We start from the raw sequence: 18,299 nt of genomic DNA, 5'->3' as shown, positions 1-18,299 counted from the left end.
GGAGTGATCTAACAAGATTGCCGCGCTCCGTGCCTCCGCTCGCAATGACAGGCGTGTAGCTAAAAAATAAAAACATGACCTTAAAAAACGACCTCTTTTTAAAAGCATTGCGCAACGAGCCTGTAGAAAGGCCGCCGGTATGGATGATGCGCCAGGCAGGCAGGTATTTGCCTGAATTCCGTGCACTGCGCGATAAGTACGATTTCTTTACCCGTTGCCAGACACCGGAGCTTGCCGCCGAAATTACAGTACAGCCTATCCGCATAGTAAAGCCGGATGCCGCGATCTTGTTCTCGGACATACTTGTAGTGCCGCAGGCCATGGGCATCGAGGTGCTGATGAAGGAAAGCGTAGGCCCATTCCTGCCGAACCCTATCCGTACACCTCAGGATGTGGAGAAGGTCATCGTGCCGGATATCCACGAAACACTGGGCTATGTGATGGATGCCATAAAGCTGACGAAAGAAATGCTGAATGATGAGGTACCATTGATAGGCTTTGCGGGTTCGCCGTGGACCATCTTCTGCTATGCCGTGGAAGGCAAGGGATCAAAAAGTTTCGACACGGCGAAAGGCTTCTGCTTTTCGCAGCCTGAAGCCGCGCACGTGCTGCTCCAGAAAATAACCGACACCACCATAGCTTACCTTAAAGAAAAAGTAAAGGCAGGAGTGAATGCGGTACAGGTATTCGACAGCTGGGGCGGAATGCTCTCTCCTGTAGATTACCAGGAATTTTCGTGGAAATACATTAACCAGATCGTTGAGGCACTGGCACCCGAAACGCACGTTATCGTATTCGGGAAAGGGTGTTGGTTCGCACTGGGCGAAATGGCACAAAGCAAGGCATCGGCGCTGGGGGTAGACTGGACATGTTCTGCCCGCAATGCCCGTTACCTATCGGGCGGCAGGATAACATTGCAGGGTAATTTCGATCCGAGCAGGCTGCTGTCGCCAATACCGACCATCAAAAAAATGGTACACCAAATGATCGATGAATTTGGCAAGGACAACTATATCGTGAACCTGGGCCACGGCATTTTGCCGCATATCCCTGTAGACCATGCGAAAGCGTTTATTGATGCGGTGAAGGAGTATAAATAGTTCTCGCTATAACCAAAAAATGAGAAGCTGGACCACACATACCCTATCCGAAATTCTGCCGGAGGAGTTTTACAGCCTCATCGACAGGAACAGGGAGCATATTGCCCGGGGGTTTCCCGTGACAGTGGCCAATACTATGAGTTTGGGTGCTACTTTGGCAGCGTCGGAACAGTCGGCTATTAATGAGGAAAAGGATGAGAATTATTACCGCTACCTCCGCGATACCAAAACCAATGCGCTTATAGGCTATGTGCTGGTAAAGAACATCGACCGGAAGATCAATAAATGCGAACTGGCTTATTTTGTTGATAAGGACTTTCAGGGCAAGGGTATTATTACCACATCGGTTGCCAACCTTATCACTTTTTGCTTTGGCGAATTGGGAATGGGCAAGATCACCATATGCACGGCACTTGACAATTACGGCAGCCAAAGGATCGCATTCAAACAAGGGTTTACACAAGAAGGTATTTTGCGCCGTGAATTCAAAAATGGCAACGGCGAGTTAGAAGACCTTATTTATTATGGGCTATTAAAAACTGAATATGATAAAAAATAAAGTATACCATTTCCTGCTGGTATTATGTTTTGCATTCACATCCGCTGCTTTTGCGCAGGATCTGGTAAAGGACAGTATCAGGGTACAAAAAATAATTAAAGATGCGGGCAAGGGTAAGAAAGACCAAAAGCTGCTTACCATAACCGATGCGGGCAGTGTGGCATTTCTTTCATCTTACATTGATGCACGGGCAAAAGCTGTGGAAGAGATGGAGCAGATGCTGCTTGCAAATAATGATAAAGCCCTTGGCAGGCGGTATAGGAAAGGCGACAGATCGGCTAAGACGCAGGTGCTGGCAATACTAAAAGGAAAGGATAAAGACAAGATATCGGAGCTCATTGACGAAATGGAACCGGATCATTTTGACAAGGATAAAACGGTAGATCTTGATGCTGATGTAAAGGCAGCGCTTTTTAAGCTGATCAATGATAATGAGCTTGAGCGCGATATAGTGCAATTTGCCGGATACAACAAAATTGAAGGCCATGTCCCCGCATTTGAGGCGCGCCTTATTTCCGGAAAGTCAACCGTTAGCGGCAGGCTGTTCTTTTGGCTGGGCCGTGATGGAAAAAGCGAGAAAGCGATCGACTATTTCATCTCTTCATTTGGCAAAATACCTGTTAATGATGCTGATCAGGACACCTACTGGTTTACCGAAGGGCTGGACGATTTCATGGAGAACGGCACAGCTCCGATAAAGAAAAAGATCATTCATTTTGCGATCGCGTACATGGAAAAGAATGCCATTACAATGACAGACCTTTTAAAGTGGGGGCTGGCTGAGCAGAGTGGGGAATTTGGTTCGGAATTCGAGCCTAAAACCTTTTTCGTGCAATTGGTACTCAAGTCGGATGACCCCCGGGTCCCGTCATTTTCGGCTACAACTGAGGCTTCGATGTCCAGATATCTTAAAGGAGATGAAAAAAAGGAACTGCACGATGCCATGGAGCTTAATCTGTTGCGGTTTTATGACTTTCCTAAAAAGAAAGCCGCCACACTGGCATTACAGCCGGCGCAGGATGATATTATGGATCTTATGAACGCGGTTGCAAAAGACAAAGTCCTGCTCAATGATAAAGAGGTCGCGGCATACCTTATGAAGCTGTTTGAGAAAGCCGGCCTTACGAAAGAATATGATGCTGCGCAGTTTGCTACAGCATTAAAGGATATGGACAAGCCGGTTTTTGAAACTGCTGTTCTCACGATAAAGTCGGTTACATTGCGAACGATGGTTTCGGAATATTATAAGCTCGAGAAAAAAACTGTTGCAGAGAATAATGATTACCTCATCAAAAACGGACTTATAACAACACAGGTCACACAGGAACAGCTCAATAAACGCAAGACAGATGAGGATATATTTTATAGTGATGACTCTATTTACAGCATACTTGATCTTGCAGGTATCAGCTATAACTTTGATGTAGAGCCCGGCGTTTACCCTGCCGACCATGATACGCTGCTGCTGGATCTTACCAATAGATCGGCCGGAAAGATCAGGGGGGTTAAAGCCTACCAGCAAAGCAAATTTGACGACAAGGAAGAGACATCTGAAATACACCTGATCGCGGTATACAAAAACAAAGCGTATATCCTGATCCCGGAAGACCTGGGCGACTGGTACGACATGGAGGCTTTTTCTTTGCTTCTCGAAGCTATTGCCAAAGACAGCGGGTTAAAGGAAAAATTTGTTCCTGTAGAAACAGGCGACCAGACGGCATGGTACATCTTTGGCGAGCCGCAAAAAGTACAGAAACTGGTTGACGATTATAAGCTGGCTGCCGAACTAACATTGGATGAGGAATAACGATGAAAGATACTTTTTACAATTACATACAGCAACTACAGGATACCATAACGTCGAAACTTGAAGAAGTGGACGGGACTGCCAAATTCAGGGAGGACCTGTGGGAACGCGCTGAAGGCGGTGGCGGGCGCACGCGCGTAATTGAGAACGGCAATGTTTTTGAAAAAGGCGGTGTGAACATCTCTGCAGTGCATGGGGAACTGCCCAAGGCGATGCAGGCGTACTTTAACGTGGGCGATGTAGATTTTTTTGCCTGCGGGCTCAGCCTGGTGATCCACCCGAAGAACCCTTTCGTGCCCACCGTGCATGCCAACTGGCGTTATTTTGAGATGTATGATAAGCAGGGGAATATTGTGGCCAGTTGGTTTGGCGGCGGACAGGACCTTACACCGTATTACTTGTTTGACGAGGATGCCGTACATTTCCACCAAACGTGCAAAACCGCCTGCGACAAGCACGACCCGGAGTTTTACCCGAAATTCAAAAAGCAGTGTGATGCCTATTTTTGGAATGCGCACCGCAATGAGTCCCGGGGCATTGGCGGCTTGTTCTTCGACCATTGCAAGGCGTCGGAAGGTTTTGGCATGGAGCAGTGGTACGATTTTGTAACCGAAGTCGGCAACAGTTTCCTGTCCGCCTATGTGCCGATCGTAGAGCGTCGCAAGGATATTGAGTGGAATGAAACGCACCGCACCTGGCAGGAAATTCGCCGCGGCCGCTATGTCGAGTTCAACCTTGTGCATGATAAGGGCACGCTCTTCGGCCTCAAAACCAATGGACGCATGGAGAGCATATTAATGAGCCTGCCGCCACACGTGCAGTGGGTATACGACCACTACCCGGAAGCAGGCAGTGAGGAGGAACGATTGATAAAAATATTAGGGGAGCCTAAAGAGTGGATATAATTCGTGTCATAGCGATTTGTTGTTTTGCATCGGTTTGCTGCGCGCAGACCGGTGAAGAAAATGATGCATGGCATAAAAAATACGACGGCAAGCTCTCGGTACAGGCGTTTGTGCTCAATACCTCGAATACCTTTGCACTCAACTATGGCGAGGATAACCTGGCCATAGATTTGGAACCCAATAAAAAGACAACCCTTGGCCTCTCGGTGCAATATGACATTGTTGCCTTTAGTCTGGGTTTTGCACCCTTATTTTTTGCCGACAACAAAGACAACGGCAACTCAAAAATGACATCATTCGGGCTGGACCTGTTCCCGGGACGTTTTGTGCAGAGGCTGGATTATTATTACCAAAGGGGCATTTCGCTGAATGTGGACGGCGGCAGCGTATACCTCGAAAACCTGAAGACGATGAAGGTTGGCGGGTCGACAGCATTCGTATTCAACAAGCGCTTTTCGTACCGGTCGATAGGGTTGCAAAATGCCAAGCAGCTGAAAAGCGCGGGTACATTTGCCCCTACCTTATCCTACTTTTACACCGAAGTGAACGGCAAAAGCCAGGAGGGTATGGGCGATAAAGGTTATTTTGTAAATGTAGCGCTCACCCCGACATACTATTATAACTGGGTCATCGCCAAAGATTTTATGGTGTCGGTAGGATTGGGCCTTGGGGCAGGGGCAACATTTCCCGAGGGTGGCGACACGAAGATACTCAGCCAGGCATCGGCGCTGGTAGGGCTGGGGTACAACTCGGAGCGATTCTTCGCAGGCATCAATAGCCGTGCGATGGCATCGAATCACCAGGCATCAGGCAACGTAGCTATGGACGACACCATCAACTATGCTACGGCATTTGTCGGTTACCGCTTTGATGCCCCTAAGTTTTTGGTAAAAGAAAAAGAGAAGATTGAAGAGCGGCTCAAGTAGTTTAAAGTTTACAGTTAACGGTTTACAGTTGCCACGAATGCAAAACGCCATTATTGAATATAAAAGATATATTGCTTGTGATTCCCCTGGAGGGTCGAAATGTTTATAGCAAAGAATACGATAACGCCATGAGCTCCGGAGGAGCGGCATATAAATGATATAGGTTATGTTTCCATTACACAGAAATAGACGATTAAGGACCAACGGATCCATCCGTTCGCTGGTTCGCGAAACCATAGTAACGCCTAACGACTTTATGTTCCCGATGTTTATTGCGGAAGGGACGAATGTTGAGATCGCCATCCCATCGATGCCCGGAATATACCGCCGTTCACTCGACCTTACCGTAAAGGAAGTCAAGGAACTTTGGAACCTCGGCATTAAGGCAGTGAACATCTACGTAAAAGTGGATGACAGGCTGAAAGACAACACCGGTAAAGAAGCCTGGAACCCCGATGGGCTGATGCAGCGCGCCATAAGATCCATAAAGCATGCCGTGCCGGGAATGATCGTGATGCCCGATGTAGCGCTTGACCCCTACTCCATTTACGGGCACGACGGCATCATCAAAAATGGCGATGTGGCTAACGATGAAACCGTAGACGCACTGGTACGCATGGCCGTATCGCACGCTGAAGCAGGTGCCGACTTTGCCGCACCAAGCGATATGATGGATGGCAGGGTGCTGCGCCTGCGCCAGGGGCTTGACAGCGCGGGTTTCCAAAATGTGGGCATCATGAGCTACAGCGCCAAATATGCTTCGGCATTTTACGGGCCTTTCCGCGATGCATTGGACAGTGCGCCGAAAGATGCTGAGATCGAAGTGCCTAAAGATAAAAAGACGTACCAAATGGACTATGCCAACCGCATTGAGGCCATTAAGGAAGCTGTACAGGATGTGGAGGAAGGCGCCGACATTGTAATGGTGAAACCGGGCATCGCCTACCTGGACATTGTACGCGAAGTAAAGAATGCGGTGAACGTACCGGTATCAGTATTCCATGTATCTGGCGAATATGCCATGATAAAGGCGGCATCCGAAAGGGGCTGGCTGGACCACGACAGGGTGATGATCGAGCAGCTGTATTGCATTAAGCGCGCGGGAGCTGACCTGATCTCGACCTATTTTGCTAAAGAAGCCGCAATATTATTGAATAAGTAATAATGGACCTCACCCCTAACCCCTCTCCAAAGGAGAGGGAAACTCTTACCGATGCACTCATACTCTAACACTTGTTGAGTGAAGCTCGCTCCCCTCTCCTTTGGAGAGGGGATTAGGAGTGAGGTCTGTTGCCTAATACACCATAAAATGAAAAATCTTTTATTACTCTTAATCACTCTTTCCCTCTTCTCCTGTAAGAATGAGGAGAAAAAAGAACCGATCACCACCGTCAACGGATCTGCCGAAGGCGAATTGGCCAACCTGACCCCTCAACAAAAGCTGGGGCAGGAAATTTTTGACGGAAAGGGCAACTGCTTTAGCTGCCACAAGCCGGAGCAAAAAGCGATCGGGCCAAGCATAAAGGACATAGCCAAAATTTATAAGGAGCAGAAAGGCGATATGGTAACCTTCCTTATGGGCGAGGGCGACCCGATAGTAGACCCCGCGCAGTATGAAGTAATGAAAACCAATTTTTACATTACAAAGACTTTTACGGATGAAGAACTGAAGGCGGTGGAGGCGTATATGATGAGTCATATCCAAGCCCACTAACCCCCGAAGGGGGAATTAGTCCTCACCCCAACCCTCTCTAAAGGAGAGGGAGCCGGAACGTGCCAACATTCCGCAGAATTATTCCGCAAGAGTGGCGTTCCCCCTTCGGGGATTAGGGGGCTTGTTTAAGGGGCTACCAGCTTAAATCCTATCCTCGGGATGTTCTCAATGCGGATAGTCTCGTCGTCCTTGAATATTTTGCGTAGGCGTGAAATGAACACGTCCATACTGCGGCCCATGAAATAGTCGTCGGTGCCCCAAAGTGCGGTGAGTATTTTTTCCCTTTTTAATATGGTATTCTTATTGTCGATGAACAGCTTGAGCAGTGCCGATTCTCTTTCGGTAAGCGTTATCCTTTCGAGGCCTTTTGTGACCACATAGTTTTCGGGGTCGAAAACAAAAGAGCCGATCGAGCAGGTGCTGTTTTTGACAGGTGCCAGTTTTTGGCTGCGTTGCAGGAATACTTCTATTTTTAGGATAAGCTCTTCTATGCTGTAGGGCTTTACCAGGTAATCGTCGGCGCCCAGCTTCAGACCTTTTATGCGGTCTTCCTTCAATGTTTTTGCCGAAAGGAAAATGATGGGCACTTCTACATTTTGCTTCCGTATCGCTTCTGCAAGTTCAAACCCGTCCATCTCCGGGAGCATAACATCCAATACACAAAGGTCAAATTCCTCATTGCGAAATGCCTCCCAAGCCTCTTTACCGTTCGAATAATGGGCCACATTATAATGCTGCTCCAAATTATCTGCAGTAAGGAACGCCAGGGTGTTATCATCTTCAACATACAGTATCTTCTTCCTCATGCCATGCTTTTTTTGGGTATGTGCAGGGTTACCGTCATGCCTGCTCCTGCATTATTTTTTATGGATGCCTTCCAACCGTGAAGTTCACAAATCTTTTTCACATAAAAAAGGCCGATGCCAAAACCTTCAACCTCCTTTTTGTTTTCGCGCGGCACACGATAAAAGCGGTCGAACACATAGTCGACGTGCTCCTGCGGTATGCCGGGGCCGTTGTCGGAAAATCGCAGATCGATGCCTTTATCCTCCTTTATACTAATGGTCACCTCTGGATGTGCGGTGCCATACTTTACTGCATTTTCTACAATATTATAGGCAATGTTGTAAAAATGGAATTCATCGGCCTTAACAAGGTATACCGGCTTACCAGATACATGTTTGACCGACGCATGGTCAAACTTCAGCAACGCATTTTCCTTCACCAGATCTAAAGACTCCACAATGTTGAAGGGCTTTTTCTCTAACGTAATGATATTGGATTCGGTTTTGGCTACCGACAGGATGCGCTCTACATGCTGGTTGAGCTTGTTGCTTTGCTCAATAATGATCTTCAGGTATTTGCTTAGCTTAGGGTTGGTTTCGATAGCTTCCTGTTTCACGGCATAGTTTGAGGCAATGAGTATGGACGACAGCGGTGTTTTGAACTCATGCGTCATGTTATTGATGAAGTCCTTCTGCAGCTCGGTATATTTTTTCTGCTTGAGGAGCAATAATACCGAATAGACATATATAACCAGCACCAACAAAAGTACACTGGTATATATCCAGTATTGCTGTAGCGAGTTCACATAACTGTGGGTAAGTTTGGGGAAACGCACCGCAAAATAATACACCAACCCTTCGCGCTTGGTAAAGCAATTTTCGCATTGGAGCTTGTCGTTCGAGATCTCCCTGCCGTTCATGGTCACATATTCGCCATATATCATTTCATCCGATGAGCAGTCGTACATGGCATATTCATAATCCATGTCGAGCTTTACTTTCTGGAACTCCGTCTTTAGGTAATATTCGAGCACTTCGGCATCAAAAACATCCTGCACATCCACTACATAATAGTCTTCGGCTACTTTTTTAATGGGGCTGGCCGCGGGTGGCTCGCTCTCATTGTCGCGGTAGATCTTCTTAACCACGTCCTGCAGCGCGAAGTGTATCTTTTCGCCCAATTCCTTTTTTTCGAACGCATAGGCCTGCCCGAGCATGACAAGCTGCATGACTAATACGCCTATGATGGCTATCAGGCCAATGAAAACAATGATATTTAACTTATTGAATTTCAATTTTGGAACGCGATTTGCAATTACAGCGATAAAATTATAACAGCTAACGGTATAAACAACGTTAAGCTACAGGGCGTTAACATGTTATTAACAAGACTGTGGAACGGATTAACAACTTTGTGGCAATTAGTAAATATATTTGTATCGTTATCAAACCAAAAAATTATTAACTCATAATTATTAAAAAACTATGAAAACCCTTAAACTTTCTTTATTCGCAGTTGCAGGAGCTTTATTGCTTTCTTTCTCTGCCAATGCACAACAGGCCACTACAAAAAAAGCTGCGAAAGCGACCCCGCCTAAAACTGAAGCTAAAACGCTTACCAGATCTGCTCCGGCTGCTACCACTGAAGCGCCAAAGAACATGACACCTTCGGGCATTACATGGAATGAGGACAGCCATACTTTTGGCGATATCGAAAAAGGCAAGCCTGTATCGCATGAGTTCACCTTTAAGAACACCACAAAGCAGACTGTACTTGTTACAGGTGTAAAAGCACAGTGCGGGTGTACAGCTACCAACTACACTAAAACCCCGATCAAACCTGGAGAAACGGGTATAGTAACTGCTACTTTCAATGCTGCTAACCCTGGTTCGTTCTCTAAAACCGTTACTGTTACTACTAATGACAGCGACGTGAACAAGATCCTTACCATTAAAGGTAAGGTAATTGCTCCTGAAGGCGAAGCTGCACCGGCACCGGCTGTACAACATTAATTATTTTTTATAGATAGTCGGAAAGAGCCATCATAACCTGATGGCTTTTTTATTTTACAAAATGTAAAGTTTATTTGTCATATTGGAAATTATATTTTACATTTGATTAAATTTAAGATCAATCATCATGAAAACGAATTATTTATTCCCCCACCGCCTTAAATGGATAAGCGGTATTTTGTTTATCATTTCATTCTTTGCCCTCATTGCCTACAGCTCTATGAGGAATGCTGAAGACCTGCCCCTGAACGTTTGGGTGTTTGCCATTATTGGCGATAACGGCTTTTTTGGCCCAGCCGATTATTTTATTATCACCAGGAATCCTATACTGGATGAACTGCTGGTCCTTCTGGTCATTGTATCGGGCATTATTTTCGCCTTTTCGAAAGAAAGGCATGAGGACGAAATGGTCGCATCCATCCGCCTGCACAGCCTGGCATGGGCTACCATTGCCAACTATGGCATACTGTTGTTCTGCTACCTGTTCATTTACGGTTTTCCTTTTTTAAATGTGCTCATGGGCGCCATGTTCTCACAGCTTGTTATCTTTATCATCCTTTTCCGTTACAAAATGTACCAATTCAATAATTCCAGGCAAGATGAAGAATAACATAAAAGTGCAGCGTGCCATATTCAACCTCACGCAACAGGACCTGGCCGAAAAGATAGGTGTGAGCCGGCAGACCATCAATGCGCTGGAAGCAGGGAAGTATGTACCATCTACGGTATTGGCCCTAAAATTATCTCGCCTTTTCAGCAAAAGCGTTAATGAGATATTTGATCTTGAGGAAGGAGATTAACATTGAGATCATCGGCAATGCTTATCTTTGATGCATGCAACAAGCCATTATACATACGCCCGTCGGACATTGCCTCATAGAGGGCGATGCGGCGGGCATTTCGAAAATATGGATATTGGACGACCCGCAGCAACTTTCACAGGAAATTCCCAAAGAACTTAAGGAAGCCGTTAGCCAATTGCAGGATTATTTTGCCGGTAGCCTGAGATCCTTCACTTTTAAGCTTGATCCAGCGGGCACCGATTTCCAAAAGAAAGTATGGAATGCCCTGCTGGAGATACCTTTCGGTAAAACAGTGTCCTACCACGAGCTATCGGTAAAACTGGGCGATGTAAAGGCCATACGCGCCGTAGCTTCCGCCAATGGAAAGAACCCGTTATGGATCGTTGTACCCTGCCACCGCGTCATTGGGAGCGATGGTTCACTTACCGGTTATGCAGGCGGATTGTGGCGCAAAAAATGGCTGCTGGAACACGAAACCCCTCCCGTACAGCAGAGCTTGTTTTAGAATTTTGCCACTAATTCCACAATTGATCATTGGACATAAATGCTGCCATAGTGCAATTGGTAAAATTCGTGAGATCCGTGGCTAAAACCATATAACAATTTTACGTAAATTCGTAGCAGCACTTAACCAAACGCCTATGAACTTCCTTCGAAAATCCCTGCTCGGGTTTGCCATCATCATTTCCTTCATTGTCATACTGGCTTATCTTTTTGATGTCGATTACCTTTTCAAGGCCGTGCGGGTAGTGTACCTTAATGGCAAGACCACCGCCTATCTCGACGACTACACCTATTTCGATAACCGCGAAATAAAAAAAGGGGCTGCACAGCCATGGGCCATGCACAAGGACTATAACAAGGTTAAAGCCACAAAGCGGCTGGAAGATGTTCATAAAGAACTCGGCACCGTGGCCTACCTCATCATAAAAAATGACAGCATTTGGCACGAAAGCTATTATGACGGCTATAACAAGGATTCTAGATCGAACTCCTTCTCTATGGCAAAAACGGTAGTTACCGCGGCCATGTTCAAAGCCATTATGGAAGGCAAGATCAAAAGCCTCGACCAGCCGGTATCCGACTATTTTCCAGAATATAAAGATGGCCTTGCTGCAAAGCTTACTGTAGGCGACCTTTCATCCATGTCAACAGGAATGGATTGGGGCGAGCAGTACAGCAGCGCATTTTCGGTAACAACGCGCGCCTACTTTGGCGATGAGCTGGAGAAAACGGTGCTGAGCGTACCTATTGTGAGCGAGCCGGGAGTAGAGTTCGAATATGTGAGCGGTGCTACGCAATTGCTGGCTATGGTCATTGTAAAGGCCACAGGCGAGCATCTGTCAGATTACGTGTCTAAGCATTTCTGGCAGCCCATGGGAGCGGAGAACGACGCGCTTTGGCAGATCGACCACGAAGGCGGTATCGAAAAAGCCTATTGCTGCATTGGGAGCAACGCCAGGGACTTTGCCCGCTTCGGCAAGCTATTCCTTCACAACGGGAACTGGAATGGCAGTAAGATACTGGACAGTACAGCTGTGGCAAAAATGACAGCGCCAAAGTTTAAAGGATCACCTCAGTATGGCTATGGTGTGTGGCTTAACGACTACCTGGGCAAAAAGATGTACTACATGCGCGGGCACCTTGGGCAGTTTGTCATTGTCATCCCCAAAGATAACATTATCATTGTAAGACTGGGGCACACCAAAGGCCTCCAGACCATGAGCGACCCGCACAGCAACGATTTTTATGTATATGTAGATGAGGCTTACAAAATGATGGGCAAAATGAAGCCGGCCGAAGGCAAAGGAAACGGATTGCCCATGACGATTGAACAAGCCGAAGTAATTGATATGATGAAGTAACGACCTGCAAGTCCTCAAAGACCTTTTAGGTTTAATAATCTGAAATACACCTGCAAGGTTTTGAAACCTTACATGAAGCGAAACGATGATCGAAAAAGTACGACTGGAAAACATCCTTTTCCTGGACATAGAAACCGTATCGGAGCAAAAGCACTTCGGCCTGCTTGACGAGGAAACGCAGCAGCTCTTTGCCCAAAAGACCCAGTACCAACGCAAAGACGAATATGAGCCTGACGAATTTTACGACCGTGCCGGCATTTGGGCAGAGTTCGGTAAGATCGTGTGCCTCTCCGCAGGGTATTTTACCTTTAGGGGCGACATACGGCATTTTCGGGTAACCTCTTTTTGTGGTGAGGAAACACAGATACTCCGCGATTTCTCCAACCTGTTAAACAACCACTTCAACCAGCCGCAGCACATCATGTGCGGGCATAATGCAAAGGAATTCGATTTCCCTTTCATAGCACGCCGCATGGTCATTAACAATATCGCCATTCCGCCCAAACTGAACCTCTTTGGCAAAAAGCCATGGGAAGTACCGCACCTCGATACTATGGAACTTTGGAAATTCGGTGACTATAAAAGCTTTACATCACTTAAGCTGCTCACAAAAATATTAGGCATCCCCTCCCCTAAAGGCGATATCGACGGCAGCCAGGTTGGTCAGGTATACCATATTGAAAATGATATCGACCGTATCGTAACCTATTGTGAAAAAGATGTAATAGCCGTAGCCCAGGTACTGCTGCGCTTTCGCCGCGAGGACCTGCTGGTGGAAGATGAAATTATACATGTTTAATTGTAAAACCATTTCTTCCATTTCAACGCAAGAGAAATCTCCTATTAAATAATTATAAACTCATAATTCTTTTACTCTAAGTCTTCACTTTAACAGAAATAATCGCTCTTTAGCGAAAATATATTTATAAATCTGATAATTAATAAGTTATGGCATACATTTATACAACGTGTATGCCGAAAAACGAAAGAGTAGGCTAAATTAATAATATTAATTATGAAAAAATTATTTGCGTTTTTTGTCTTGGCTGCTATGTTCGCCTGTACCAACGATCCCAATGATGCGAACAATACAACACCTGTTATTGAACAAACATTGGAATTGGCAGCCAGGATTACCGAATGTCCTGAAGGCCAGCATATGGCACTAGTCTATGAATTCAACACACTCCGTTTACACAGAGGATCGACCGGTTGTACAAGAAGGTTCTCGATTTGCTCAGATGGTAAATGGGAGTGGCAATGTGTTGATAATGAATTCGGAGCAGCACCTGCCTTAGATAATTCCCTGACCCAAGCCAGAGTGGTTTTTGAAGTTAAAAGAAGTGGTACTGGGATGAAAATACGTTTCCCCAGGGGTCTGACTTCTGCTGCAGGCTTTGTCGCATCAGATCTTGCAGATTTTGGATTTGATAGTAATTTCGATATGGGTTCAGGAGTTGTTATTGCAGCAGGCGACTACCCACTTACCTATACAAGTACCGAAATACAAGTTGATGTTACCTTAGTGCCTTAATAATGAGATCAATAATCCTTCTATCTGTTATTTTTTTATCATCATGTAGCTCACTTCAGTCCGTGTACTATAATGCCAATACACAGCGACAGTTTGCAACATCCCAGTCCTATATTGAAACAATTGCAAAGGAAACCGGACTTGAAAGCAACAGAATTATTATACTGAAAGAAGAAGCGTTTAACAACATCGCAGCCGACATAGTAAAAGACGGACTAAGCACTTACTATGGTATTGTTTATAATTCTGAAATTATTAGTGCTAATGAATTAAATATAAAGAGCTGCCAGGGTCAAATCGTCCAATTATATCATGCAATACCCGATGCTTCAGGCAGGTTTTCAAAATCGGGTATTACTTCTTTCCGGTATTTCGACACGCTCCATTTTAATCCGGAAAAGAAAACCTTGATCTTGTTGTATTCCTATAAACTGGGAGGGGTGGCAAAAGCTAAAATACTGCCTGTTATAGATGAACTAAAAAAAGACCTTGATTTTGAATATTATGTGATATCACTTGACAATTCTGATATCGCCAAATAGTTTAAGATCTTCATTACATTTGAAGGCTGGGAATTTCGATTCCCAGCCTTTTTATTTATAAAGCTGGTAGTGTTTCAATTGAAACACACGATCAAAATTACAGTTTCAGAAACACTGCGTCTCAAAGACCTGCAGGTTTTAAGCAACCAATTTACAAAAACAGTACCTTTACAATATGATAAGAGATATCGAAAATTTATACGTAGCACAAACCGACAATAAAGTGCTGGTATACAGCACCAACCTTAAAGATTTTGTGATCTCGTTAAACAGTGTAGCCAAAAACCTGAAACCTTACATGTTTTACTACAGGCTTTTTAAGAAGATCGACTATCTGGAGCATGTTGCCGCAGATGGCCGCAAGTTTTACCTGCAGAAAGTTATATAAGTTTATTCCCATGAATGATCCACTGCTTCATCTCGACAATGTTACGATCTCTGCCAAAAAAGAAGGGCAGTGGTTACCTATTGTAAAGAACGCCACGTTTTCGTTGGGGCAAAATGAGATACTGGGTATCGTAGGAGAGTCGGGCTCCGGAAAATCGGTCACTTCACTTGCGGTCATGGGGCTATTGCCTAAAGGGATACTCGCAGTAACCCAAGGTAAAATAGCGTTCGACGGCAAAGATATTTCGGCCTTAAGCCAACAGGAATTGCGCAGTCTCCGGGGCAATGACATCGCGATGATCTTCCAGGAACCGATGAGTTCGCTCAATCCGTCGCTAAAATGCGGCTACCAGGTAGAGGAGATCCTGGCAAAACATACGAACCTGACCAAAAAAGAAATAAAAGAGCGCGTCATTTCATTATTTGAAAAGGTAAAGCTGCCCAACCCCGCCAACATATTTAACCGCTATCCGCACGAAATTTCAGGCGGTCAAAAGCAGCGCGTGATGATCGCCATGGCCATTGCGTGCAAGCCGAAAATACTCATTGCCGATGAGCCCACTACCGCACTGGATGTTACCGTACAAAAGGAGATCATCCTGTTGTTGAAGGAACTGCAGCAGGAAACAGGCATGAGCATATTGTTCATATCGCATGACCTCTCGCTGGTGTCGGAAATCGCTAACCGGGTATTGGTCATGTACCGTGGCGACATTGTGGAACAGGGCGGTTCGCAGGAGATATTCAGCGACCCGAAACACACCTACACCAAGGCGCTCATCAGCTCGCGGCCATCGCTGGATGTACGGCTGAAGCGATTGCCTACTATACAGGATCACCTCAATGATACGGTCAACCCCGAAGAGATCACCCCACAACAGCGAAACGAAAACCACAAAGCATTATACGAAAACCCACCGATCTTAGAAGTCATCAACGTGGAAAAGGAATATGTTTCCTTTGCCGGGCTGTTTGGCAAGGATGTGAGATTCCGGGCAGTAGATGATGTGAGTTTTAAGATATACGAAGGTGAAACTTTAGGTTTAGTCGGCGAATCCGGCTGCGGGAAGTCCACATTGGGCAATGCGATATTGCAGCTTGATAAAGCGACGGCTGGAAAAATTTTATACAAAGGCAAAGACCTCGCAAAGCTTTCCGATAAGGAAATACGGGAACTGCGCAAAGAGGTCCAGATCATTTTCCAGGATCCCTATTCTTCGCTCAACCCGCGAATAACCGTAGGCAAGGCCATCATGGAACCGATGCAGGTACATAAGCTGCATAAAAATGATAAAGAACGCAAGGAAAAAGTGATCGAGATCCTGAACCGCGTAGGCTTGGGGGAAGAGCACTTCAACCGTTACCCACACGAGTTTTCGGGAGGACAAAGACAGCGCATCGGCATTGCGCGAACCATTGCCTTGCAGCCAAAGCTTATAGTGTGTGATGAATCGGTTTCCGCGCTCGACATCTCTGTTCAGGCGCAGGTGCTCAATCTTTTGAATGAATTGAAGGAGAATTTCGGGTTTACCTACATTTTCATTTCGCACGACCTTGCCGTAGTGAAATACATGAGCGACCAGGTACTTGTCATGAATAAAGGAAAGATCGAGGAAATGAACGAGGCCGATGCCTTATATGCCCATCCGCAAAAGGAGTATACGAAGAAGCTGATCGCGGCGATACCGAACCATTGATCATTCCTCTAACTCTAAAGTGGGAACAGCTACACTCACACTATCATGTTGGAAATAAAAGAATATAGGAAAGCCCAAAGGCTTGAAACCTTTGGGCTTTTAAATTTTTGTTCCTTAATTAGTACCGCTGTTCCCCTTTTGAGAGTTAGGGCCTGGCTTTAATCAATCACCATCTCAGGTATTTCACCCTCAATGATAAGGTTGCCCTCCGTAGCATTTTTAATATCTTCTACAGATACGCCCGGTGCACGTTCCAGCAGTTTAAAACCTTCCGGAACTATTTCCAAAACTGCCAATTCGGTTACAACTTTTTTTACGCAGCCTACACCGGTTAACGGCAGGGTGCAGCGTTTTAGTATTTTCGATTCGCCGGCCTTATTCACGTGCATCATCGCTACAATGATGTTTTCGGCGGAAGCCACAAGATCCATTGCGCCACCCATGCCTTTTACCATTTTGCCGGGAATTTTCCAGTTGGCAATGTCACCGTTCTCGGCTACTTCCATGGCTCCAAGAATGGTAAGGTCTACCTTTTGCGCACGGATCATTCCAAAGCTTGTGGCCGAATCAAAAAAGGACGCCCCCGGCAGCGTAGTGATGGTCTGCTTCCCGGCATTGATCACATCAGGATCTTCCTCGCCTTCAAAAGGGAACGGGCCCATGCCCAGCACACCATTCTCACTCTGGAATTCCACCGATATATCGTGCCTTACATAATTAGCTACCAATGTAGGTATGCCTATACCAAGATTTACAAAGTAACCGTCCTGTACTTCCTTTGCGATCCGTTTCGCTATATCTTCTTTCGTCAACATATGTATCGATTGTTTAATGCAGCAATATATCAATTGCCACTAGCTTTTTTTAATGGACCAATTCAGGATCGTTATATTAAAAAATTGCTATATTGATTTATTATGAACGTTTACGTGTGGTTCTTTGTTCAATTCGCTTCTCATACTTCTCTCCCCGGAATATCCTTTGCACATAGATCCCTGGAACATGGATGAAGTTCGGGTCAAGTTCGCCCACAGGCACCAGTTCCTCAACTTCGGCCACGGTAATTTTTGCGGCACCGGCCATGCAGGCATTGAAGTTGCGCGCCGTTCCTTTAAATACCAGGTTGCCGGCCTCGTCGCCTTTCCATGCTTTTACTATTGAGAAATCGGCTTTAAAAGCTTCTTCCATGATGTGCATCTTTCCGTTGAATTCACGTGCTTCCTTACCTTCGGCTACTTCTGTACCGTATCCGGCAGGGGTATAGAAAGCCGGGATACCGGCTTGTGCGGCACGGCATTTTTCAGCAAGTGTGCCTTGGGGAGTAAGCTCTACCTCAAGTTCGCCGCTAAGCATCTGCCTCTCAAATTCGGCATTCTCACCCACATACGATGATATCATTTTCTTTATCTGGCGCTTCTGCAGCAACAGGCCAAGCCCGAAATCATCTACTCCCGCATTATTGGAAATGCAGGTAAGGTCAGTAGTGCCTTTGCGCACCAGCTCTCCGATGCAGTTCTCCGGAAGCCCGCTCAGGCCGAAGCCGCCCAGCATCAGGGTCATGCCGTCCTGTACGTCCTTAAGGGCTTCTTCAACATTTTGTACTTTTTTATTGATCATACAATAAAGTTTAGTTTTGGTGCATAAATATATAAAAAAGCGCCT

The 18,299-nt window shown here is 45.8% G+C and carries 21 protein-coding genes; 17 read left to right on the top strand and 4 right to left on the bottom strand.

The genetic code is table 11. The annotated features are described in order from the left end of the window. Positions 1-74: 74 nt before the first annotated feature. The 7 genes from hemE to ACT6R0_RS11080 all read left to right on the top strand — a co-directional run bounded on the left by hemE (position 75) and on the right by ACT6R0_RS11080 (position 7,011). Complete coding sequence (hemE, locus tag ACT6R0_RS11110; protein WP_444653360.1) at positions 75-1,100, top strand: uroporphyrinogen decarboxylase; 1,026 nt, start codon at positions 75-77, stop codon at positions 1,098-1,100. 19 nt (positions 1,101-1,119) lie between these two features. After that, positions 1,120-1,659: a GNAT family N-acetyltransferase gene (locus ACT6R0_RS11105; RefSeq protein ID WP_444653362.1), complete on the top strand. Its 540-nt coding sequence runs from the start codon at positions 1,120-1,122 to the stop codon at positions 1,657-1,659. Next, a complete protein-coding gene (locus ACT6R0_RS11100; RefSeq protein WP_444653363.1) occupies positions 1,646-3,466 on the top strand; it encodes a hypothetical protein in 1,821 nt (606 codons plus the stop codon). The genes ACT6R0_RS11105 and ACT6R0_RS11100 overlap by 14 nt, the downstream gene beginning before the upstream one ends. Positions 3,467-3,468: 2 nt before the next feature. Continuing rightward, complete coding sequence (hemF, locus tag ACT6R0_RS11095) at positions 3,469-4,371, top strand: oxygen-dependent coproporphyrinogen oxidase (protein WP_444653364.1); 903 nt, start codon at positions 3,469-3,471, stop codon at positions 4,369-4,371. Further along, a complete protein-coding gene (locus ACT6R0_RS11090) occupies positions 4,362-5,297 on the top strand; it encodes a DUF4421 family protein (RefSeq protein ID WP_444653366.1) in 936 nt (311 codons plus the stop codon). The genes hemF and ACT6R0_RS11090 overlap by 10 nt, the downstream gene beginning before the upstream one ends. 166 nt (positions 5,298-5,463) lie before the next feature. Further along, positions 5,464-6,459, top strand: coding sequence for a porphobilinogen synthase (hemB, locus tag ACT6R0_RS11085; protein ID WP_444653368.1), 996 nt, complete (start codon positions 5,464-5,466; stop codon positions 6,457-6,459). A gap of 147 nt (positions 6,460-6,606) precedes the next feature. Then, on the top strand, positions 6,607-7,011 hold the full coding sequence (locus ACT6R0_RS11080; protein ID WP_444653369.1) for a c-type cytochrome: 405 nt from the start codon (positions 6,607-6,609) through the stop codon (positions 7,009-7,011). Positions 7,012-7,136: 125 nt separating this feature from the next. Here ACT6R0_RS11080 and ACT6R0_RS11075 read toward each other — a convergent pair whose 3' ends face one another. Both ACT6R0_RS11075 and ACT6R0_RS11070 read right to left on the bottom strand, forming a co-directional pair. After that, the gene (locus ACT6R0_RS11075) at positions 7,137-7,817 is read right to left on the bottom strand and encodes a response regulator transcription factor (RefSeq protein ID WP_444653370.1); all 681 of its coding nucleotides are present in this window, start codon (positions 7,815-7,817) and stop codon (positions 7,137-7,139) included. Next, a complete protein-coding gene (locus tag ACT6R0_RS11070) occupies positions 7,814-9,091 on the bottom strand; it encodes a sensor histidine kinase (RefSeq protein WP_444653371.1) in 1,278 nt (425 codons plus the stop codon). Before ACT6R0_RS11070 ends, ACT6R0_RS11075 begins: the two co-directional genes overlap by 4 nt. Before the next feature lie 190 nt (positions 9,092-9,281). On the opposite strand from ACT6R0_RS11070, the gene ACT6R0_RS11065 reads away from it, so the two are divergent. From ACT6R0_RS11065 to ACT6R0_RS11020, 10 genes are all read left to right on the top strand, one after another. Then, complete coding sequence (locus ACT6R0_RS11065; protein ID WP_444653372.1) at positions 9,282-9,809, top strand: DUF1573 domain-containing protein; 528 nt, start codon at positions 9,282-9,284, stop codon at positions 9,807-9,809. A 127-nt stretch (positions 9,810-9,936) separates the two neighbouring features. Beyond that, positions 9,937-10,419, top strand: a complete 483-nt coding sequence (locus ACT6R0_RS11060; protein ID WP_444653373.1) for a hypothetical protein — start codon at positions 9,937-9,939, stop codon at positions 10,417-10,419. Then, positions 10,409-10,609 carry a helix-turn-helix transcriptional regulator gene (locus ACT6R0_RS11055; protein ID WP_444653375.1) on the top strand — a complete coding sequence of 67 codons (201 nt, stop codon included), beginning with the start codon at positions 10,409-10,411 and terminating at the stop codon, positions 10,607-10,609. The genes ACT6R0_RS11060 and ACT6R0_RS11055 overlap by 11 nt, the downstream gene beginning before the upstream one ends. A 34-nt stretch (positions 10,610-10,643) precedes the next feature. Then, a complete protein-coding gene (locus ACT6R0_RS11050) occupies positions 10,644-11,117 on the top strand; it encodes a methylated-DNA--[protein]-cysteine S-methyltransferase (RefSeq protein ID WP_444653376.1) in 474 nt (157 codons plus the stop codon). A gap of 136 nt (positions 11,118-11,253) precedes the next feature. Further along, on the top strand, positions 11,254-12,477 hold the full coding sequence (locus ACT6R0_RS11045; protein WP_444653377.1) for a serine hydrolase domain-containing protein: 1,224 nt from the start codon (positions 11,254-11,256) through the stop codon (positions 12,475-12,477). Between the two features lie 85 nt (positions 12,478-12,562). Beyond that, on the top strand, positions 12,563-13,276 hold the full coding sequence (locus ACT6R0_RS11040; protein WP_444653379.1) for a 3'-5' exonuclease: 714 nt from the start codon (positions 12,563-12,565) through the stop codon (positions 13,274-13,276). Positions 13,277-13,492: 216 nt separating this feature from the next. Further along, positions 13,493-14,011 carry a hypothetical protein gene (locus ACT6R0_RS11035; protein ID WP_444653380.1) on the top strand — a complete coding sequence of 173 codons (519 nt, stop codon included), beginning with the start codon at positions 13,493-13,495 and terminating at the stop codon, positions 14,009-14,011. A gap of 2 nt (positions 14,012-14,013) precedes the next feature. Continuing rightward, positions 14,014-14,553, top strand: a complete 540-nt coding sequence (locus tag ACT6R0_RS11030) for a hypothetical protein (protein ID WP_444653381.1) — start codon at positions 14,014-14,016, stop codon at positions 14,551-14,553. A gap of 175 nt (positions 14,554-14,728) precedes the next feature. After that, positions 14,729-14,941, top strand: a complete 213-nt coding sequence (locus ACT6R0_RS11025; RefSeq protein WP_444653382.1) for a hypothetical protein — start codon at positions 14,729-14,731, stop codon at positions 14,939-14,941. 10 nt (positions 14,942-14,951) lie between these two features. Beyond that, positions 14,952-16,637 (top strand): ABC transporter ATP-binding protein, encoded by a 1,686-nt coding sequence (locus tag ACT6R0_RS11020; RefSeq protein ID WP_444653383.1) that lies wholly within the window; start codon positions 14,952-14,954, stop codon positions 16,635-16,637. 158 nt (positions 16,638-16,795) lie between these two features. Here the strand turns inward: ACT6R0_RS11020 and ACT6R0_RS11015 are convergent, their stop codons facing one another. Then, entirely contained in the window at positions 16,796-17,452 is a 657-nt protein-coding gene (locus tag ACT6R0_RS11015; RefSeq protein ID WP_444653384.1) for a 3-oxoacid CoA-transferase subunit B, read from the bottom strand. 100 nt (positions 17,453-17,552) lie between these two features. After that, positions 17,553-18,254 carry a CoA transferase subunit A gene (locus ACT6R0_RS11010; protein WP_444653385.1) on the bottom strand — a complete coding sequence of 234 codons (702 nt, stop codon included), beginning with the start codon at positions 18,252-18,254 and terminating at the stop codon, positions 17,553-17,555. Positions 18,255-18,299: the final 45 nt, after the last annotated feature.

This window comes from Flavobacterium sp., assembly GCF_052437795.1.
In the GTDB taxonomy this organism is placed as follows: Bacteria; Bacteroidota; Bacteroidia; order Flavobacteriales; family Flavobacteriaceae; genus Flavobacterium.
Note: the sequence above shows the minus strand (reverse complement) of the source record. Positions and strands in the feature narration are given on the sequence as shown.